The following is a 21,987-nucleotide window of genomic DNA, read 5'->3' on the forward strand; positions in this document are numbered from 1 at the left end:
CAAAGAGAAGTATATTATTCATTATTATCATTAAATATACTCTTAAAAAATCCACCAACTTTATTCTTCACATTATCAATAAAATCAAATACTTTGAATTTAAAAACAACTTTCTTTCCATTTATTTTACTAGTATCAATATTACTGGCATCCTCTTCTTCACCACTTTTATTTGCAGAATTGTTTATAAGTGCGTATTCTTCATTAGTTAAAACACTCTTCATATTTGTTTCCATTTCTTTATAAGCCACTTCTCCCCTAGTTACATCTGTGAAGCATAATGGAGGAAACATAACACACCACCAATTGTGACCTTTTCCAGAACCAATTATTATTCTATAGGCTTCATATTTGCCTTGAGGTAGTGTTATATTCCCATAACTTTTTACAGGAAAATTTTCTTCACTAAGAGAAACTTTAATATCGTAATTATAACCATTTTCATTTATAACTAGCTTACTAATATTTTCAATCTCTTTAGTATTATCTTTAAGTATTTCCCTAGATTCTTCTATGCTTTTAGAATTCTTTAACTTTGGAGCTATATAATTCAGCACTTCATCTCTTACTTTTAACTTTACTGCTTGATCTGAAGTAGTATCACTATTAGCAATTACATGAAACCTTATTAGCTTGTCCGCAATACTTTCCTGAGATTTTTCTCCATGTTTATTAATGTATGTAAATGAACCCATCATAATTGCAACCAACAAAAAGAATACTAGTAATTTTTTCATATTTCCAACCCCCTAAATAAATTTGCTTATCTAAAGTTTGGACAAACTTTTAAATTAATATACTAGATTTGAAAAATTTGGTTTATAAATTTAGTTGTAAAGTATAAGTTATAAGTTATCACTTACACTTCACAACTCAAAATAATTTTTTCAAAACATTATTTAGTTACTCCAATTCTTCTAACACTTGTCTGTACAGTAACATCAATTATGGAATTTTTATATACATCATCCCATTTTTCTTCTATATTTACCCATTTTTTAGGATGATACTTTTTAACCATTTCTCTAATACCAATAGGGTCAATAGAATATTTTTCCTGAGTGATTCTAGCCACCTTCTCGCATTCTTTCTCAATTGACTTATCAAAACTTTCTTCTATCTTCTTGATACATCCTTTATCAAACGCACTTTTATCAAGTTGATAATTTTTTACCTGCCCCTCTAATTTTATATTAACTTTAACTTGTAATCCGTCTTCATTAATTTCAATTAATTTAACTTCTCGTTCTATATCATCTATTTGAAAATCTACTGGGTGTCCTTCCATAAAAACAACTCTATTACCACCCTTTATCTTTCCTCTAAGAATTTCTAACCCTGAAGTTTCAATAGGATCTAAGCTTCCAATAGCTTTAAAATCTTTTATTAATGTAACACCCGACAAAAATATTTCATCACTTTTTTTATTGTAATCTATACTAGGTATAATAGCATTACCATTTTGATGTAATAATATCAACAGTTCATTTAGAGTCATAGGTAAAATACTTGAATTTCTACTGCTATTTTCAGATAATCCACTAATATAACTTTCAATATTCTTTTCCATTAATGGTTCATAAGATACATAACTTTCCGCTTTACCATTAGTAACTACTACTTGCATCTTTTTATTAATCCTAGGGTTTCTATCGAAATAATCCATAACTTCTTTTACCGTTTCTGGATACATTAAAATATCTTTACTTAAAATTAATAGTTTTGTATGCGATGTATAAATACTTCTACTAGTTCTTGAAGCCATATCTCTTATACCGTCCTGAATGGAATAAGCTTTAGTCGTTATAAACTTTTCTTTTGCAGAACTTCCTTTTTCTATACCTAATTCACTTATATCTGGGAATCCAAAGGTTATACTTAATTTATCTATACCTTTGTCTTGGAATTCATCGTCTGGTTTAATTTTTTTCATCTCATCTTCTTTATCAATATTCTCACATACATCAATAGCAATAGTAGATATAAAACTCTTCCTATCTATTTCCACTTTATCCCAACACCCTGTAAAAACTAAAGGCAATAGAATCAAAGGAATGAATTTCTTAACTCTCATTGCTTCCACTCCCTTTTTTTATAAAATTTAACATCAATACGGTTATAGGTATAACCCCGATAACTATTGTATCTATAAAAGGCATCACTAGCTTTTCAATTGAATAAAGCTCCGTTAAATTACTAGGATATAGAGAAAAAATATATATAACCGGAATAATAATCAACGAAGTTATCTTCACAGTTCTTAAATTCAATGTGTTTTTCACAATATCAGAAGTGAAATAATAAATATTTATAAAAGTAGTGAAATAGAAGAATATCCAAAATATCATAGCAATTCCTTCCCATCTTTCAATAAATGCTCCTGGTATATCCACTATAGAAACCATAGATATAGTAGGCCATAACAAATTTTTATTATATTCCTCAGGAAATACAGCTAAAGATATCATAACTATCAAAGCATAAAAAATTGTTATAAAGCCCACACTCTTTAATGCTACTTTAGGAAGTTCTCTTTTTTCTTTTAAAAATGGGTGCACCATAAATATTATACCGAACCCAATAAAACTGAAAAACTGCGTTTTAAATGCTTCGAAATATTCTATGGGCTTATGGTCAAATATAGGTAAATTATTTGTGAAATCAGCCCCATTAATAATAAAAGGAATAGCTAAAATTATAGGTACAAACATCAAATAAAAAGCAATTTCATTAAACATTATCACACTTTCTAACTCACCTCTTATGAGAAAAGTACCAGTTAACAACATTATAATTATTATTAACTCTGCAGGAGTTTTTTCTAACAAATACATTTTTAAAACTTCAGTAAATACTCTTAATTCTAATGACACAATTACTAATCCTGCAACCACAATAAAAAATGATATGAATTTTCCAACTACTTTACCAAAATTATTTTCTAACAATAAATCTATTCGATCATATTTATTAACTTCCAATGCTTTACATTGCACTATAACAATAACACCTATAATTATTCCTGTTAAAAGTACCACTATCCATCCTTCACTACCCACTATTTCAGATAGTTGGGATGGTAATGAAAAAATACCGGTACCAATAACAGTAACAACAATAGTTGCAAATAAATCAAATTTAGTAACATTATTGCTTCCTCTCATAGTCCATTCTCCTTAAAAACTATTTCTGTCTAATTCTATCTCGCGAATTCATATATATAGGTCTCTTTTTCAAATATTTTAACGGTGCTCTTAAAATAAAATCCTTTTGATCATCGAAATGAGATTTAACTCCTGGGGCAAGATAAGGAACCCCAAAACTTTTTAGTCTAATTAGGTGTATCATTAATAAAATCACCCCTATAACTATCCCGTATAATCCAATAACCGCCGCACCCGCTATCAATCCAAGTCTAACCATTCTCAAAGCTGATGTAACAGCATAATTAGATGCAACAAATTCTGTTATGGTTGTTATAGCCACAATTATTATCATAATAGGACTTACAATTCCTGCCGAAACCGCCGCTTGCCCTATAATAAGACCTCCAACAATACCAATAGTAGCACCGATAGGTCTAGGCAGTCTTACAATGGCTTCTATTAACAACCCCAAACTTATTTCCATAATCAACACTTCTACAAAAGCTGGAAAAGGTACCCCTTCTCTAGAGGCAGCAATAGAATATGCCAATTTTGTAGGAATAATTCCTGTATGATAAGATGTAACAGCTATGTACAAAGCAGGTAAAATTAAAGAAAAAAACAAAGCAAAATACCTGAATAAACGAACAAAAGTGGAATGTACCCATCTTTGATAATAATCATCAGGGGATTGAATGATGTTGTTAAGTGTAGCCGGTATAATTAAAGCAAAAGGTGAATTATCAACTAAAATCGCAGTTCTTCCTTCAAACAACGCAGCAGCTACTACATCAGGCCTCTCTGTGCTTTGAACTTGAGGAAAAGGTGAATAAATATCATCTTCAATCAACTGTTCAATATAACCGCTATCTAAAACAGCATCTATATTTATCTTTTCCATTCTCTTATTCAATTCTTGAAGAACTTCCTCATTAACTAAGTCTGATATATATGTAACTACTACATCTGTCTTAGATCTTTCACCTATAGAACTAGGAATCATTCTAAGCCGAGTATCTCTTATCCTTCTTCTTACAAGAGCAGTATTAAATCTAACAGTTTCTGTGAACCCTTCTCTAGAACCTCTTACTACAGTTTCCCCTGATGGCTCACTTACACCTCTTGCTGGCCATAATCTCGTAGCAATAACATATGCAATATTCAATTCCTCAATTATCATTAGTGTATCACCAGATAACATTGCATCTATTCCTTTAGATAAATCATCAACCTCTCTTAAGTCTGATACAGATAAGATTCTATCTTTGATTTCTTCAGGACTATTAAAAATAATATTGTTTTTCATTAAAGGAAATAGAACAAATTCATCTAATAATAACTTATCTCCCATACCATCTATATAAACAAAGGCAGCTTTCCATTTTTGAACGATAAATTCTCTATAAACTATATCTGAATTATCTTTTAATATTTCTTTCATATAACTGATATTATTATCTACACTTGTAGAAATCTCTTTTCTAACCCATTCCTTCAAAAAATCACATCCTTTATGTACACTTAGGGGTGATTTAAGAATAACTTCTACTATATTTCATTAAAAAAGACTTAATAGTTGCATACTTTTTAATGAAAAATAAAATTACTTCTTAAGCCGACCCTTAAATAATTATAATTCTCAAAACATATAAAATTACAGAAATAAAAATTGCTCCAATTCCTATTTTTTTAGCTAACTTAGAATCTTTATCCCAATTCATTTTTTTCATTTTCTCACTATCATAAAAACCCACAATCGCTCCCTGAATTGCCATCATTAACACAAAATATTTACCAAATAAATCTAACACCCTCATATTTTCACCTCATTTCATTTCTTTATTTTTTGCTCAAAAAGATAAAATATACATAAAAAAGACCAAAGGCTTAGAAAGCTTTTGGTTTTTTTATGTATATTTTTTATAATCTTAAAATTACGAACTTGAAATACAATGCGAAACAGATCAGTGATAAGTTACAAGTGACAAGTTAAGGATGATTTTCTTGCAGAAAATCTTTAACTAAGCTTTTATCATCTTCGATGATGGAGCAATGAGCTTTTGCTACGCAAAAGGATTTTTTTTATTTTTTATTTAATTAAAAGCTTTCGCTTGCGAAAGGTATCTACAACTTGTCACTTATCACTTGTAACTTGTCACTATAAATTTCTAACTTGTTCGCAATTTATAATTATTGTGCATAATATTTATATTGTCTTACTCAAATATACCTGACTATACTTATTATTAAAATACTCAAAACACTGTTGAGCCTTTTTCTCATCATCAAATATCCCAAATATTGTTGGCCCACTACCACTCATAAGAGAGCCAAGTGCACCAATAGAAACAATTTTGCTTTTTATATTTCTTAAAAGATTATATTTCCTAAATGAAACATTTTCCATAACATTTCTTAAATTATTGCTAATAAAACGTAAGTCATTCTTCTCAATAGCTTGGATTAACTCATCAGTTTTTGGATGTCTGTGAATTTTATTTATATCTAGAGATTTGTAAACCTCCTTGGTAGAAAGACCAAAGTTCGGCTTCACTACAACAATAATATGGTCTTTAAATGGCTTTAGAGGCGTAATAACCTCTCCAATGCCTTCACATAAGGCTGTTCCACCTTTTATACAAAAAGGGATGTCTGCTCCTATTTGCAAGCCTAATTCCATTAACTGTGATTCAGTAGTATCCACTTCAAACATTTCAGCCATAGCTTTTAAAACAGCAGCCGCGTCTGTACTTCCTCCTGCCATGCCTGCTGCAACAGGTATGTTTTTGTTAATAAATATTTTAACACCTTTTTTTATGTTATATTTATTTATAAAAATTTCTGCAGCTTTATAAGCTAAATTTCTCTTATCCTTTGGAATATATGCTTTGTCTGAATCAATTACTATGCCCCTGTCTATTTCTTCTATTATTATCTCATCATGTAAATCAATGCTTTGCATTATCATCCTCAGTAAATGATATCCATCTTCTCTTTTGCCAACCACATCTAAAGATAGATTTATTTTAGCATAAGCTTTTATTTTCATAAGTAACCCTCACTTCAATTCCATTTTATATTATAAGCTCAATTATAAGATATTTTTCATTATGTTAACTCTGTAAATATAAATCACATAATCACTTTCATAATTTATATTTTATCACGCATTATCCATTACATAAATATATTATAACACGAAAAATAAGCTTTTCGACATATGCCGAAAAGCTTTATTTTATATTACCGCTCTACCAGGAATAATTAATTTTTCACCTGCTGACAATTTCTCATCTTCACTAATTTCATTAACTTTTGCTAAAGCATCAATAGTTGTAAAATATCTTTTCGCAATCTTCCATAAAGAATCCCCTGCTTGAACTACATATATTGTCAAACTAGCTTTTTTACTAACAGGTTCACCTTCAACAGGATTTACCCCAACTATAAATTCTTTTGAATCTTCATAATAAACTGATGCATATACTTTAACTAAAGCCTTTACTCCTATTGTGTTCGCTTCTACAACTGCCTCTAAATTCTCTATATATGCTTTTACATTACATTGCATGTCAATTTTGGCACCTACCATATCAATACCACAATTAAATGGAATTTCTTCATAAGCAAATTCAACATCACTAGACCCAGTTTCTTTACAATACAATACTTTAGCTGATACCAAACCTTCGACAATTACTTTTCCTTCAACTATCTTTTTATCCGTTATACAAATATCTCCATCAGACATTAAAATTTGAGAAGGTCTTCCTCCAGATAAATCTACTTCAATATTTTCTTTTACAATAGTCTCCATAAACTTATTACCAAGAATTACATTTATATTATGATTTTCCTTTTGCATTTCAAGTATTAAACTTGGTGAATATGCATCCTCTATTGTATCAATTTCTTTTTTACTCATAACCTTACTAAACGACTTTATTAAAGCTTCAATATCAATTATCCTATACTCACCTAAGTCATCCTCTTTTATGTCATACTCAACGCCTTCTAATTCCAATTCCGTCCTTTGCTCCATAAATGAATCTACCCCTTCACAAAGCAATTCTTTTGTAACTAATATATCATCTTGAATATAACATATCTCAGTATCATCTGATGATCTATATAAAACCTTAAACAATGCGAAACATTCAACTTCAATTTTATCATCGTAGACTTTTATATCTTCTTTGTGAACTATTACTTCACATTTCAAAACTCTTCCTATCTCAGGCTTATCCATCGGAATTTGCAAACTACACTTAGCAACTAGTTCCCCTTCAACTTTAGCAGCGATATTATCAACTAATACAGATTTTTTTAACAATTGAATATCTTCATTATCTTCAATATCTTTAACTACTTCAAATTCTGAACTGTTATTTACAACAGATTTTAGCATCAAGATACCATCAATTCCTATTTTTCTTTCATTGATAATTTTGCATTCCATATGTTCTATTGTACATTCACAGATACACTCCATGCTACCTTCTGCTCCATTAATGTCAAAATAACTAGAAAACTCATTAGTATAAGATACACTACACACCTGAAATCTATCGTCAACTTTTGCCATATACAATACATCATATTTTATCGTGCCTTGTACAAAAACTTTATTCTGCATAATTTCTTTAGTTGTAATATATGGTTTGGCATCTAAAGATAATATTTTATTAACATCAGGTTCAGTATCTGGAATTACATATTCCTCTTTAACTACTGTATTTTGTATATCTTCACCTAATTTTTGCTCACATTGTATATTCTCTTTAATTAATTCCATAGTCATGTCTTCGACCTCCCTATTATACCTACTATCTAATATATATATATCGATACTTCGATTTATGATTATTTTTTAAGAATTCGTAGATTTATTTTGGAACAATAATTATAAATTGTGAAGAAAAGCGCTTCCATATTTATAGTTGACAGCAAAAGATGATTTTCTTCCAGAAAATCTTTAACCAAACCTTAGAAATCATATATTTAATATCATCATTATTTCAAAAAACAAAAGAGACATAAGGTTTACCCCTATGTCTCTTTTTAAAAAAATAAAAGCAATACTATGTTAGCATTACTTTTAACCAGCAAATTCTATTTGAACTGTTTTTGTTAATACATCTGAATAACTATATGTCACTGTCCTTTGGGTGTCGCTGCCTAATCTTACAACAAAAATACTTGGGTAAGTTTTTTCAATAACTCCATTACTAACAATAACCTTTCGTCTACCATTGTTAGCTCTTAAAGTAACTTCCTCACCAATATGATTGTCGATCTCATTCTTAATAGTAGCTAATACATTGCCTCTTTTCAAATAAAACACCCTCTTTCTACATCAACTATTATACTACAAGTAGATATTTATGTCAAATAAACTAATTATTTTATCATTAATTTATCCACTTTGTCAATGTTAATTTTCTGTTAACAACCCTAGAAATAAATTGTTTATACTAGTTTTATTTATGATTTCCTCCAATTTACTCCTTATATATTTTATTATTTTCATAATTGGAACTTTTATTCATAAATCTTTAGTTTATATTACTAATTTTTAAGCAAATTTAGATTTCGGATATCCTTCTCTATATTTACCTCTAGTTTGTAAACCTCCTATACCGTCAATTCCTGTTACAGTATCTTTAATAACATCTTTCACCGAAACAACCTTTTCAATGTTTGTATACGCTATTTTTTCACTCAAAAACACTGGATCAAGACAATGAATTAGAATGCGATTTGGGGAACTGGCAAAATTAGCACCTGCTAACCTTCCTAAATTACGATAAAAAAGTAAAGCTCTGTTTTAAGCTACTGTTAATTTTAATTAGTGAACGCAATAACTATAAATTGTGAACAAGTTCGAAATTTATAGTTACAAATTACAAGTGATAAGTGACAAGTTGTGGATACCTTTCGGAAGCGAAAGCTTTTAATTAAACAAAAGATAAAAAGATTACTTTTGCGTCAACAAAATCACATTGTTCAATCATCAAAGATTATAAAGGCTTAATTAAAGATTTTCTGCAAGAAAATCATCATTAACTTGTCACTTGCAACTTATCACTTGTCACTTTTTTAGTTCGCATTTTTTCAACTGCAAACTACTCATCTTCAATCGACATCGTTTTAAAACATATCAAAAAGAACTACCCGAATAACTTAATATTCGAATAGTTCTTATAATAATAGTCTTATATTGTAGCAAATCAGGCTTGTAGTCCTGTTAATTTATTGTATACGTCATCAAAGTCTTCAGCACTCTTAATATAGATTATACTGCCTTTAACAGCTATATTATCTATAGAAGCACAGCAACTAGGACATCCACATACAACCAGCAAATAATCATAAACCTCTTCTGGTTGAACATACTCCATTCCTTCAACAACATTCCTTAATTTGTTAACAAACGCTGCCCTATCATATCGATTGTTGCAACCCCCGCAGTATTTTATGCCTATTTTCATAACTATTTACCTTTCTTCTTTCGAAGAATATCTCGCGCTATATTTAGAAGTTCTTCATCAATACTTCTGTCAAGGATTACCTCTTTAACTCCTTCAACTTCTTCTAAAATAACATTTTGAATATGATTTCTAAAAGTCTCATCTGCCGCATAGCAACTACTACAATTACCCAAAAGCTTCACAACTACTTTGTTATCAGTAAAAGAAACTAATTTTATATCTCCACCATGACCTGCAAGTATAGGACGAATTTGCTCATCTATAACTCTTAGAATTTTCTCTTCCATATATCTTACTCTTTTATTCCTGCAACAGCTTTAGCAAGATTTTTCTTATATGCAAAGTTACCTTGTCTTCCAATTACTATTCTTTGAGCTTGTGGAGAACCTGCACCATGCATAGACTCAGTCTTATATCCTACAGCAGCAGTTCCTAAAGTTAAGTTTTCAATAAGTCTTAACACTCTTAGCTTGTTTTCAATAGGTGTTTTACCAGCACCTGCAAGATATTTTTCAACATATTTTCCTACTACTGGTGATTTAAGATCTTTTTCAGATGGCATTGTAACCATTAATCCACCAGCTACGTCTTCTGCAAGACGTGCAATATCATACGGGAATCTTGTTACGTTTTGTTTACATACATTAGCAAGTAATAAATCAATCATATAGTTACCTGCTGGCATTTTAGTTCCTTCTGCAGAACATGCAATACCACAAGCATATAAAGTTTCATTTAAATGCACCATTTCGATAAGCTTGTCTTTTACGTGAGAAGCTCTTGATACTCCATTATAATCGGCTGACAAAGCAGTAGCTCCAATAAGAACGTCACCAACACCTACTTTACATCCACCATAACTTTGTCTATGGTATCCAGCAAATCTTTCAACTAATGTTCCAGCAAATTCAGTTTCTCCATTTAAGAAGATTCTTTCATTTGGTACAAATACGTCATCAAACACAACTAGAACTTCTTGTCCACCAAATTTCTTGTTTCCTAAATCGATGTCTGCTCCTTCTTCTAACTTTCTTGTATCACATGATTGACGACCATAGATTAAGATTATACCTTCTGCATCTGTAGGAACAGCAAAAGATACTGCATAATCCTTATCATCTGGTTTCATAGCTATTGTAGGCATTACAAGTACTTCGTGTGAGTTTACCATACCTGTTTGATGAGCTTTTGCTCCTCTTACTACAATACCATCTTCTCTTCTTTCTACTACGTGAACAAATAAATCTGGATCTTCTTGTTTACTTGGCGCTAAACTTCTATCACCTTTCGGATCTGTCATAGCTCCATCTACAGTTAAATCATTTTTCTCAATATATTTCCAGAAGTTTCTGAAATTCTCGTGATAGTTTGTACCATGAGCTTGATCTACATCATAAGTTGTACTGAATACAGCATTTGCAGCATCCATACCAACACATCTTTGGAAACATCCTGCTGTTTTTTGTCCAAGCATTCTTTGCATTTTCACTTTTTTAACTAGATCTTCAGTTCCTTGGTGGAAATGAGTAAATCTGTTGATTTTCTCACCAGTAAGACATGAAGTAGCTGTCATTAAGTCTTCGTATTCTGGGTTACTTGCACACTCATATGTCATTGCAACTGAATTCATTGATGGTGCAATGATAGGGTGATCAACTGGATTTTCAACTTTTTCTCCAAACATATATACATTTAAATTAAGTTTTCTAAGACTTTCAATATATTGCTCTTTAGTCATCATAATAATATCAATCCTTTCAAAATTAGTTAATTTCAAATACATTTTAAACATACAAAACCCAATAGTTTTGATAATGGGATATATATTTATTTAATTAATATATTTCCAACTTTCGACTTTAAAATATTTTCAATCAAAATAAAATCTTCAGCATTATTTTCTAATATCTTTTATTTCTTTGGCTAATACTGATGTGGTAATGCATTTTTTTTTGCACTTTTGCATCATTAGTGCTTCCTAATAAATTACTATTTTATAGTTATTTGTACTTATTGTAGTTTTTTATATTTTCATATCCCACTTCATTATAGTACAAGTTTTGAAAAAAGTCGCTGTCAATTGTTTGAAAATCGACAGCGGACAAACTTTTTTATTCCTTAATTCTTTTAACTTCTTCTATTAACATAGGAAGTACTTGATATACGTCTCCAGCTATTCCGTAGTCAGCTACATCAAATATTGGAGCTTCCGCATTCTTATTTATCGCTATAATGATATCACTAGTTTGCATACCAGCTAAATGCTGTATCGCCCCTGAAATACCACAAGCAATATAAATTGTTGGTCTTACTGTTGTTCCTGTTTGACCTATTTGGTGATCATGTCCAATCCATCCTGAATCTACAGCAGCACGAGAAGCACCTACAACTCCGCCCATTACATCAGCAAGTTCTTGAACTAATTTGAAACCTTCAGCGTTTCCAAGTCCTCTACCACCTGAAACAATGATATCAGCTTCTCCAAGATTTACAGCCTTCTTAGCAGATTTTACGATTTCTTTGATTATTATTCTGATATCAGTAGACTCAAGAGCTACTTCTACTTTTTCAACTGAGCCTTCTCTTGTAGAATCAAATTCACCTTTTTGCATAACGCCAGGTCTTACAGTAGAAATTTGTGGTCTAGTATTTTTAGTTAAGATTGTCGCCATGATGTTTCCACCAAAAGCAGGTCTTGTTTGTTGAATATTTCTTGTTTCAACATCTATAGCTAATTTAGTACAGTCAGCTGTTAAGCCAGTTTCAAGTCTACAAGAAATTCTTGGACCTAAATCTCTACCGATAATAGTAGCTCCTACTAGGATTATTTCTGGTTTTCTTTCATTTACTAAATCAAATAATACTTTTGTATATCCATCAGTTGTATAATCTTTTAATAATGGACTATCTGCAATGATTACTTTGTCTGCACCATATCCAATAAGTTCTTTAGTAACATGATCAACATTATGACCTAATACTACTGCACTTAATTCTACATCTAATGTATCAGCAAGTTTTCTTCCTTCGCTTACTAATTCAAGAACAGTGCTATTTAATACACCATCTTTTTGCTCAGCAACTACCCAAACACCTCGGTATGCTGATAAATCCATTTTTTTAACTTCTTCTCTTTTTACTTCAATAGCGTTAAACTTACATGCAGGCTCACAAGCTCCACATACAGTACATTTATCATTAATTACAGCTTTTTTATCTATCATATCTATTGCATTAAAAGCACAAGCTTTAACACATAGTCCACAACCAATACATTTATCTAAAATTACATTTACACCCATGGTTTACCTCCTTATAGTGCTTTTTTATCTTTTAGTCTATTAATAAGATCTAATACTGTGTTTCTATCGCAACCTTCAAGCATAATTCCTTTTCCTTTTGGAGCTGGTGTGAATGTTTTGAAAACACTAGTAGGAGAACCTTTTAATCCAACTTTATCTAAATCAACTTCGATTTGAGCAGCATTCCAAACATCAATTGTTTTTTCGTTATATGCTTCGAATATACCTTTAACACTCATGTATCTAGGTTGGTTTAATTCTTTAATAGCTGTTAATACACATGGTGTCTTAACTTCTACTACTGAATAACCATCTTCTAAAGCTTTTGTTACTGTAAGTGTATCACCATCAATTCCGTAGTCTTGAACATAAGTAACTTGAACATAATTTAAATGTTCAGCTATTTGTGGTCCAACTTGAGCAGTATCTCCATCGATTGCTTGACGTCCACAGAAGATTATATCAACATCGCCAATCTTTTTGATTGTAGCTGCTAATGCTCTTGATGTAGCAAGAGTGTCAGCACCAGCAAATGCTCTATCTGAAACTAATATTCCTCTATCAGCACCCATTGCCAAAGCTTCAATTAAAGCAACTTTTGCTTGCGGGGGTCCCATAGTTACTACAACAACCTCAACGTCTTTTTGTTGGTCTTTTAATTGTAAAGCTCCTTCAAGAGCATTTTTATCATCATGATTGATAATACTTGGAACTCCTTCTCTTATCAAAGTTCCAGTTTTTGGATCGATTTTTACTTCATTAGTATCTGGTACTTGTTTAATACAAACTACTACTTTCATTTTCATCCCTCCATTACTTTAGTACATGACCTGCTATAACCATTCTTTGAACTTGAGAAGTTCCTTCGTAGATTTCAGTTATCTTAGCATCTCTCATCATTCTTTCAACAGGATATTCTCTAGTGTATCCATATCCACCATGTAATTGTACTGCTTTAGTTGTTACTTCCATAGCAACTTCTGAAGCATATAATTTCGCCATAGCAGCTTCTTTATTGTAAGGTAAATCATTTTCTTTATTAAATGCCGCATGATAAACTAAGTGTCTAGCAGCTTGAATTTTTAATTCCATATCTGCAACTATCCATTGTAATCCTTGGAACTTTGCTATTGGTCTACCAAATTGTTTTCTTTCTTTGATGTATTGAACAGCTTTATCTAATGCACCTTGAGCAATACCAAGAGCTTGAGCTGCAATACCAATTCTACCACCATCAAGAGTTTTCATTGCTATTTTGAATCCTTGACCTTCTTTTCCTAATATGTTTTCTTTAGGAACGATGCAGTTTTCAAATATAATCTCAGTAGTAGCAGATCCTCTAATACCAAGTTTTTCTTCGTGTTTACCAGCTCTGAAACCTGGGAATGTTTTTTCAACGATGAATGCAGAAATACCTCTTGTTCCTTTTGAAGTATCAGTCATAGCCATAACTATATAAGTATCAGCTTCTCCACCATTAGTTATAAACATTTTTGAACCATTTAAAACATAATGATCCCCTTCTAATACTGCTGTTGTTTGTTGCATTGCAGCATCAGTCCCTGCATTTGGTTCAGTAAGACAGAAAGCACCTAAGTATTCACCAGAACATAGTTTTGGAAGATATTTTGCCTTTTGCTCTTCTGTACCATAATTAAATATTGGGAATGTACCAAGTGAAGTATGTGTAGCATGTATACACCCAGTAGTTGCACAAGCTTTTGAAAGTTCTTCAATTGCTATAACATAAGATACTTGGTCTCCACCTGCTCCACCATATTCTTTTGGATAAGGTATACCCATCATATCAAATTTAGCTAATTTTTCAACTGTTTCTCTTGGGAATCTTTCTTCTGCATCAACCTCTGCAGCTATTGGTTCAACTTCATTTGTTGCAAATTCCCTCATTAATTGTCTTACCATTTCTTGCTCTTTAGTAAGATTAAAGTTCATTAGTTCTTCACTCCTTATTTTTGAATTTTTTATTTATTTTTAAAATCTGGTTTTCTTTTTTCTACAAAAGCAGTCATTCCTTCTTTTTGATCATTTGTTGCAAAACAAAGTCCAAATAAGTCAATTTCAATTGCAATACCTGTATCAATATCAGTTTCAATTCCTCTGTTTATTGCATTCTTAGTGTATCTTACTGCAGTCTGAGATCTAGATGCTATTTTCTCTGCAATTTTCACTGCCTCTTCAATAAGCTTATCATCTTCAACAACTTTATTTACAAGACCTATTCTGTATGCTTCATCTGAACCAAATAAATCTCCTGCTAAACATATTTCTTTAGCTCTATTTCTTCCTACGACTCTTGCAAGTCTTTGAGTTCCACCTGCTCCTGGAGTAATTCCTAGAGATACTTCTGGTTGTCCAAATTTTGTTTTTGCAGCTGAAATGATAAAATCACAACTTAATGCAAGCTCACAACCTCCACCTAGTACATATCCATGTACAGCGGCAATCAAAGGCTTTTCCATAGTTTCCATTTTTCTTTCTACATCATGGCTTAGTCTAGAGAATTTTCTAGCTTGTATTGGGTCTTTATCTTTCATTTCAGTAATATCAGCCCCAGCAACAAAAGCTTTACCTTCTCCTTTTAAAATCGTAACAAAAATATCATCATCATTTTCTATTACCTCAATAGCTTTACCAATCTCTATATAAGTCTCCGTATTAAGACAATTAAGAGATTTTGGTCTATTGATTGTTAGGAAACAAATATTCCCTTGCTTTTCTAATATTAAATTTTTAAATTCCACAGATTATACCCCCATTCAATCACAAATTATTTTAGCAATTTTTATGCCAATTCGACTTTAATTGTGTTTTTTATTTTATTTCTAATCCCATTGGTTCTTCGTCAAAAATTCTTTCATCCATTAACTTTAAATCTTCTGGAATTATTGGTTTAAAGTTCATGTATGCTAATACATCTTTTTCAAGATCTACACCTGGAGCAATTTCTTTTAATACCATTCCATCATTTGTTAATTTAAACACAGCTCTTTCTGTAACATAAGTTACATCTTGACCAGTTTCTATAGCATATTCACCACTGAAAGTTATCTGCTCAACATCCTTTACAAATTTCTTTGCTCTACCTTCATTCTTAATTACAAGTTTCTTATCTTCAACATCAATTTTAAGACCACCTGCAGTAAATGTTCCGCAATAAACAACCTTCTTAGTATTTTGACTAATGTTTATAAAACCTCCACACCCAGGTATTTTAGGTCCAAATTTACTTACATTTACATTTCCATTAGCATCGCATTGCGCAAGTCCTAAGAAAGTAATATCTAATCCGCCTCCATCATAGAAATCAAATTGTGCACTTTGATCTACTACACAATCTGCATTAATAGATGCACCAAAACTTAAACCACCTGCAGGAACCCCTCCAATTGGACCAGCCTCTGTAGTAAGGATCATTTGATCTCCTACACCTTCTTCATTGGCTACCATCGATACTCCCTCCGGCATACCAATTCCTAAGTTAGTTACTGCCTTTGGTGTAAGCTCCATTGCAGCTCTTCTAGCAATAATCTTCCTTTCATTCAAAGGCAATTTTTCTATAGATCCTAATGGAACTTTAGTTTCGCCTGTATATGACGGATTATACTGTTCACAAAAAGTTTGCATATGATTTTCTGGATTTGATTCAACTACTGCATCCACTAAAACTCCAGGTATTTTAACATCTTTCATTCTCAAACTTCCATTTGCAACTACTTTCTCAACTTGTACTATTACAATACCACCAGAATTTTTAGCTGCTTGAGCCATAGAAAGTCCATCTAATGTAACAGCTTCTTTATTCATTGTAACATTGCCATCTTCATCAGCATAAGTTCCTCTAATTATTGCTACGTCAATAGGGAAAGTGGGGTACATAAGATACTCTTTTCCCTTTATTTCTATCAATTCAACTAAATCTTCTTTAGTAATATCATTTAATTTTCCGCCACATTGTCTTGGATCTACAAAGGTTTTAAGGCCAACATGAGTTATTGTAGCAGGCTTTCCTGCAGCTATATCTCTAAACAAGTGAGAAAGAACTCCTTGTGGAAGATTATAAGCTTCTATTTTATTGTCCATAGCTAGTTTCTGAAGCTTTGGTGCAGCTGCCCAGTGTCCTCCTACTACTTTTCTAACTAAGCCTTCAACACCAAAGTGGTTTACCCCTCTATAATCATGGTCACCTTGACCTGCCGCATATACTAAGTTCAATCCTTGTGGTTTACCTTTTTCTAGATAACTTTTTTCAATCCCTAAAGTTATTTCTTCCGGATGACCACAACCAACAAATCCTCCAGTAATTACTGTATCCTTATCTTTAATTAAAGATATAGCCTCTTCAACTGTTCTAAGTTTTGAACTCATTTGTTATCCTCCTTCTATCTTGTAACAACAATAGCAGTACCTTGACCGCCACCGATACATAATGTTGCAAGACCAGTTTTTGAATCTCTTTTAATCATTTCATGTATTAATGTAACTAATATTCTACCACCTGATGCTCCAATTGGATGTCCTAATGCAATTGCTCCACCATTTACATTAACCTTCTCCATATCAAACTCTAAATCTCTTGCTACAGCTAAACTTTGAGCAGCAAATGCTTCGTTAGCTTCGATTAAATCTAAATCTTCAACAGTCATTCCCGCTCTTTCTAATGCTGTTTTAGTTGAAGCAACTGGTCCATACCCCATAATTGATGGATCTAATCCTTTCGAACCAAATGAAGCTATTTTAACTAATGGCTTAAGTCCTAAAGCTTCTGCTTTTTCTGCACTCATAACTACAAATGCTGCAGCTCCATCATTTATTCCTGATGCATTACCAGCTGTTACTGTTCCACCTTTTTTGAAAGCTGGTCTTAATTTTGCTAAACCTTCAGCAGTTGAACCAAACTTTGGAAATTCATCTGTATCAAATATTTTTGGCTCACCTTTTCTTTGTGGAATTACAACTGGAACGATTTCATCTTTAAATCTTCCGCCTTTAATTGCTGCCTCTGCTTTTAATTGAGATTGAAGAGAAAACTCATCTTGCATTTCTCTTGTTAAATTCCATTGTTCTGCAATGTTTTCAGCAGTAACTCCCATGTGGTAATCATTGAATGTATCCCATAATCCTTCATGAATCATGCTATCATATAATTGACCGTCGCCCATTCTTTGACCCCATCTAGCTTTATTTAAACAATATGGAGCTTGAGACATATTTTCCATACCACCAGCAACTACTACATCCATTTCTCCAGATCTAATCATTTGGAAAGCTAAACTTACTGCTCTTAAACCTGAACCACAAACTTTATTAATTGTAAAGCCTGGTACTTCTATTGGTAATCCAGCGTTTACAACACATTGTCTAGCAGTATTTTGACCTGTTCCTGCTTGTAAAACATGACCCATAACCACCTCATCAACTATTGCTGGATTTATATCCGCTCTCTTCACTGCTTCCTTAACAACTAAAGTTCCTAATTCAACAGCTGAAGTGTTTTTTAAACTCCCCCCAAAACTACCCATTGCTGTTCTCACTGCACTTACAATAACAACCTCTTTCATTATTAGTACCTCCTATTATTTTAATCCTAACATCCAACTACAAGATTTTAGAATTTGCTTTTCTTCTCTTGTTTTAATACTTAAGCAAATATCATGCCATCTTTATATCATATAAATTTAAAAGAATTAATGAGTTTAATAACCATTGATTTTAACTAAAAAAAATTAACTTACTATGATCTTATATCACAGCAAGCTAATCAATAAATAACATTTTGACATTATAAAGGTCTTTTATTAGTAAATATTTTATACATGTATATTTTATTTACACTCCAAATTATATTTTTCAATTTTTTTATACAACCCAACTCTACTAATACCTAATTGAAGTGCTGTTTTATTTTTATTCCCATCATTTTCGTTTAAAACCTCTTGAATTAACTCTGTTTCCACTGATTCAATTATGCTTTTCAAATTTGTATTTCCTTTTTTATAATACTTTTTCTTTTCCTTTGTAATTCTTTCAGGTAATTGTCTTGTTGTTATCGATAATTCTGTATCTAATAAATTGAGTGCTCTTTCAATCACATTTTCCAATTCTCTTATGTTTCCTGGCCAATTATAGTTTTGCAATTTTTCTAATGCTTCGTTGGTAATACCCTCCACATATATTCCCATTTTATCTGAAACCTTCTTTATCAAATAATCAGTTAAATCGATAATATCCTCTCTCCGTTCTCTTAATGGAGGAATTGTTATATTCATGACATTAAGTCTATAATATAAATCTTCTCTGAACTCACCTAATTGTATACTTTCTTCCAAATTCTTATTAGTTGATGAAACTATCCTTACATCAATATTTTTAGGTGTATTACCACCCACTCGTTCAATCTCTTTTTCCTGAATCACTCTTAATAACTTGACTTGCATTTCCATGGGCATATCACCTATTTCGTCTAATAAAATAGTCCCCTTATTTGCAAGTTCAAATTTACCTTTCTTTCCGCCTTTTTTTGCTCCAGTGAAAGCACCTTCTTCGTAACCAAACAATTCTGATTCTAATAATTGAGCTGGAATAGCAGCACAATTCACCTTAATAAAGGGTCCTGAAGCTCTAATACTAGCATTATGAATAGAGTGGGCAAAAAGTTCTTTACCCGTCCCACTTTCACCAAAAATAAGTATATTAGAATTTGTTTTTGCAACTTTACTCACCATATTTTTCACTCTCTCGAGCTTCATCGAACTTCCTTTTATATCATCTACTGAATATTCTGCCCTTCTCTCATTTACTAATTGATTCTTATAGAATTCTATTTCTCTCTCCAAGTTTGCAAGCTTTTTACTTAAAATATGAAAATTACTGATATCTTTAAACATTACCTTTCCAACAGCACCAACAATTTCTCCATTTTTTTTAATAGGAATTCTCATAGAAACCATTTTATTTCCTTTAACTCTATGAATTTCACCTACTTCAACTTCTCCAGTCTCCAAAACTTTATGCATTTTTGTATTTTCAATTACTTCTGCTACGTGCTTTCCTTCTACTTCACTTACATTCAGAAATTCTTTATACGCCTTGCTCATCATTGTTATCCTAGCTTTTGCATCTACAACAACAAACCATTCATTAACTGCATTCATCATTGCATTTAAAACTTCTATATATATTTTTTCACGTTCTATTTTTTCTGCCATATTATCATATTTAGTTTTATCAAAAAAAATTGCATATACACCTGTTACTTTATTATTATTAATGACTGGTACAATATTTGTACTTAATCTCATCTCATGATATTTTATATCTGTTTTTCTTGCATCACCTAAAGCTATAACTTTTGAAATTTTACAACTGTGAATTAATTTTTTAATATCATCTGTTACTTTTTCATTTAAAGAGATATCAAATAATTCTTTAGCTCTATTGTTAAAATTAATAATAGTAGATTTATCATCAAATTCTATAACAGCTTCTTCAATAGCATCCATAACAACTTTGATATTATTTTCAAAACAACTCATTTTTACCCTCCATTATTTTGCAAATCATCTTTTGTACTTTTTTAATAAATCAGATTTCAAAAGCTATACGACATAGCAAATTCAAACATATACTAAAAGATTGTGAAAATTTAAATAATTTATACTGTATAGAGTAATTCTAATACAAATTCAGATATTTGTAAACTTTATGTACACTACTTTTATAAATTGCGAAGAAAAGCGCTTCGCATTTTGTAGTTAAGAGTGAAGAGTTAAAAGATTAAATGACTTCCTTTTGCATTATCAAAAGATCCTTAGTCCCGTTAGTGAGGCTAACAAAGGCTTAGTTAAAGATTTTCTGAAAGAAAATCAACCTTAGCTTACAACTTAAAACTTACAACAAATTCCCTTCTTATTTTATTTCAATCAAAAATTAATTTTTCCCAATAAAATAAAGAAAGAACGGCTAAAAGTCGTTCTTTCTTTATTTTACAAAGCAATTTTTTATTTATTTTTTTTATCTTCATCCATCAAATGAACTAATAATTCTCTTCTTTTAGCTTCTATTTCTTTTGTTGATTTCTCGTCCCACTTATAGAATCCTTCTCCATTTTTAGTTCCATAATGTCCAGCTTCTACAATATCTCTCATAATAGGAGATGGTACTGGATCTGTACAAAGATCTTTGAAAAGGTATGAAGAAATATTATAGAATATATCTAAGCCACCAACATCAGCAGTCTTTAATGGTCCAGTATATGGCAGTCTACGTCCAAAACTAAATTCAACAGCTTTATCAACTTCCTCCATTTCAGCCCATCCTTGTTCTACAATATAAACTGCTTCTCTTAAAAGAGCGTATTGCATTCTGTTAGCAATAAAACCAAGACATTCTTTTTTCATTCTAACAGGCTCTTTTTTAATAGCTTTAACCCAATCAACAGTATTATCCACGACTTGATCAGAAGTTTTCTCACCAGGTACAACTTCTACTAATGGAAGAAGTTCTGCTGGGTAGAAGAAATGAGCTACAACAACTCTTTCAGGATGCTGAACAAATTCAGCTATAGCAGTAGGACTAATTCCAGATGTATTAGAAGCAAGTATGATACTTGGATCACATATTTCATCTAACTGCTTATAAACCTTTTGTTTAATTCCAACATTTTCAGCAATACATTCGATTACTAATTGAATATCTTGAACGCCATCTTCTAATGAATCTGCTAAACTAATTCTTGAAATTACTTCTTCAGCTTCTTTCTCAGTCTTTTTACCTTGTGCTACTACTGAAGCTAAGTTATTCTTAATACTTGCTAATCCTTTTTCCAAGTTTTCTCTAGATATATCATACATTTTTACGTATAATCCAGCTTCTGCTGAAAGTTGAGCTATTCCGTGTCCCATAGTTCCAGCACCAAGTACCATTATTTTTTTAAATTCCATATTCACTCTGATTTTAATAAAATAAAATCAGATTTCACCTCCTATTAATCTTTTAGTTCATTTATATTATTCTTATGTATTTTGAGTC

At 31.4% G+C, this 21,987-nt stretch carries 19 protein-coding genes and 1 pseudogene; all 20 read right to left on the reverse strand.

The features are described 5' to 3' along the window. Positions 1 to 14: 14 nt before the first annotated feature. The 20 genes and pseudogenes from spoIIR to ACQ3F0_RS04805 all read right to left on the reverse strand — a co-directional run bounded on the left by spoIIR (position 15) and on the right by ACQ3F0_RS04805 (position 21,899). Positions 15 to 737: a stage II sporulation protein R gene (gene spoIIR, locus ACQ3F0_RS04710; protein WP_428863946.1), complete on the reverse strand. Its 723-nt coding sequence runs from the start codon at positions 735 to 737 to the stop codon at positions 15 to 17. Positions 738 to 895: 158 nt separating this feature from the next. After that, positions 896 to 2,074: a Ger(x)C family spore germination protein gene (locus ACQ3F0_RS04715; RefSeq protein WP_428863948.1), complete on the reverse strand. Its 1,179-nt coding sequence runs from the start codon at positions 2,072 to 2,074 to the stop codon at positions 896 to 898. Continuing rightward, positions 2,064 to 3,164 carry a GerAB/ArcD/ProY family transporter gene (locus tag ACQ3F0_RS04720; RefSeq protein ID WP_428863950.1) on the reverse strand — a complete coding sequence of 367 codons (1,101 nt, stop codon included), beginning with the start codon at positions 3,162 to 3,164 and terminating at the stop codon, positions 2,064 to 2,066. The genes ACQ3F0_RS04715 and ACQ3F0_RS04720 overlap by 11 nt, the downstream gene beginning before the upstream one ends. Before the next feature lie 19 nt (positions 3,165 to 3,183). Continuing rightward, positions 3,184 to 4,644: a spore germination protein gene (locus ACQ3F0_RS04725; RefSeq protein ID WP_428863952.1), complete on the reverse strand. Its 1,461-nt coding sequence runs from the start codon at positions 4,642 to 4,644 to the stop codon at positions 3,184 to 3,186. A 124-nt stretch (positions 4,645 to 4,768) separates the two neighbouring features. Next, a complete protein-coding gene (locus tag ACQ3F0_RS04730) occupies positions 4,769 to 4,963 on the reverse strand; it encodes a CLC_0170 family protein (protein WP_428863954.1) in 195 nt (64 codons plus the stop codon). 389 nt (positions 4,964 to 5,352) lie between these two features. After that, positions 5,353 to 6,195, reverse strand: coding sequence for a 4-(cytidine 5'-diphospho)-2-C-methyl-D-erythritol kinase (ispE, locus tag ACQ3F0_RS04735; protein ID WP_428863956.1), 843 nt, complete (start codon positions 6,193 to 6,195; stop codon positions 5,353 to 5,355). Positions 6,196 to 6,384: 189 nt separating this feature from the next. Next, a complete protein-coding gene (locus tag ACQ3F0_RS04740; protein ID WP_428863958.1) occupies positions 6,385 to 7,947 on the reverse strand; it encodes a DUF3794 and LysM peptidoglycan-binding domain-containing protein in 1,563 nt (520 codons plus the stop codon). 297 nt (positions 7,948 to 8,244) lie between these two features. Next, complete coding sequence (locus tag ACQ3F0_RS04745) at positions 8,245 to 8,481, reverse strand: Veg family protein (protein ID WP_428863960.1); 237 nt, start codon at positions 8,479 to 8,481, stop codon at positions 8,245 to 8,247. A gap of 240 nt (positions 8,482 to 8,721) precedes the next feature. Next, positions 8,722 to 8,934 (reverse strand): annotated as a pseudogene (locus ACQ3F0_RS04750) (sporulation peptidase YabG); the annotation flags it as partial. A 442-nt stretch (positions 8,935 to 9,376) separates the two neighbouring features. Further along, positions 9,377 to 9,637, reverse strand: coding sequence for a hypothetical protein (locus ACQ3F0_RS04755; RefSeq protein ID WP_428863962.1), 261 nt, complete (start codon positions 9,635 to 9,637; stop codon positions 9,377 to 9,379). 2 nt (positions 9,638 to 9,639) lie between these two features. After that, positions 9,640 to 9,924 carry a NifU family protein gene (locus tag ACQ3F0_RS04760; RefSeq protein ID WP_428863963.1) on the reverse strand — a complete coding sequence of 95 codons (285 nt, stop codon included), beginning with the start codon at positions 9,922 to 9,924 and terminating at the stop codon, positions 9,640 to 9,642. A 5-nt stretch (positions 9,925 to 9,929) separates the two neighbouring features. Next, on the reverse strand, positions 9,930 to 11,384 hold the full coding sequence (locus ACQ3F0_RS04765) for a 4-hydroxyphenylacetate 3-hydroxylase family protein (RefSeq protein ID WP_428864369.1): 1,455 nt from the start codon (positions 11,382 to 11,384) through the stop codon (positions 9,930 to 9,932). Positions 11,385 to 11,748: 364 nt separating this feature from the next. Beyond that, on the reverse strand, positions 11,749 to 12,939 hold the full coding sequence (locus tag ACQ3F0_RS04770) for an FAD-binding protein (RefSeq protein ID WP_428863965.1): 1,191 nt from the start codon (positions 12,937 to 12,939) through the stop codon (positions 11,749 to 11,751). Between the two features lie 11 nt (positions 12,940 to 12,950). Then, positions 12,951 to 13,739 (reverse strand): electron transfer flavoprotein subunit beta, encoded by a 789-nt coding sequence (locus ACQ3F0_RS04775; RefSeq protein WP_428863967.1) that lies wholly within the window; start codon positions 13,737 to 13,739, stop codon positions 12,951 to 12,953. 13 nt (positions 13,740 to 13,752) lie between these two features. Further along, positions 13,753 to 14,892, reverse strand: a complete 1,140-nt coding sequence (locus tag ACQ3F0_RS04780; protein WP_428863968.1) for an acyl-CoA dehydrogenase — start codon at positions 14,890 to 14,892, stop codon at positions 13,753 to 13,755. Between the two features lie 29 nt (positions 14,893 to 14,921). Next, complete coding sequence (locus ACQ3F0_RS04785) at positions 14,922 to 15,701, reverse strand: enoyl-CoA hydratase-related protein (protein WP_428863969.1); 780 nt, start codon at positions 15,699 to 15,701, stop codon at positions 14,922 to 14,924. A 70-nt stretch (positions 15,702 to 15,771) separates the two neighbouring features. After that, positions 15,772 to 17,325, reverse strand: coding sequence for an acyl CoA:acetate/3-ketoacid CoA transferase (locus tag ACQ3F0_RS04790; RefSeq protein ID WP_428863970.1), 1,554 nt, complete (start codon positions 17,323 to 17,325; stop codon positions 15,772 to 15,774). A gap of 14 nt (positions 17,326 to 17,339) precedes the next feature. Continuing rightward, positions 17,340 to 18,518 (reverse strand): acetyl-CoA C-acetyltransferase, encoded by a 1,179-nt coding sequence (locus ACQ3F0_RS04795; protein ID WP_428863971.1) that lies wholly within the window; start codon positions 18,516 to 18,518, stop codon positions 17,340 to 17,342. Between the two features lie 264 nt (positions 18,519 to 18,782). Beyond that, positions 18,783 to 20,492, reverse strand: a complete 1,710-nt coding sequence (locus ACQ3F0_RS04800; RefSeq protein ID WP_428863972.1) for a sigma 54-interacting transcriptional regulator — start codon at positions 20,490 to 20,492, stop codon at positions 18,783 to 18,785. A gap of 465 nt (positions 20,493 to 20,957) precedes the next feature. Next, the gene (locus tag ACQ3F0_RS04805; protein WP_428863974.1) at positions 20,958 to 21,899 is read right to left on the reverse strand and encodes a 3-hydroxyacyl-CoA dehydrogenase family protein; all 942 of its coding nucleotides are present in this window, start codon (positions 21,897 to 21,899) and stop codon (positions 20,958 to 20,960) included. Positions 21,900 to 21,987: the final 88 nt, after the last annotated feature.

The organism is Clostridium sediminicola (assembly GCF_050402865.1).
GTDB classification, from domain to species: domain Bacteria; phylum Bacillota; class Clostridia; order Clostridiales; family Clostridiaceae; genus Clostridium_AF; species Clostridium_AF sediminicola.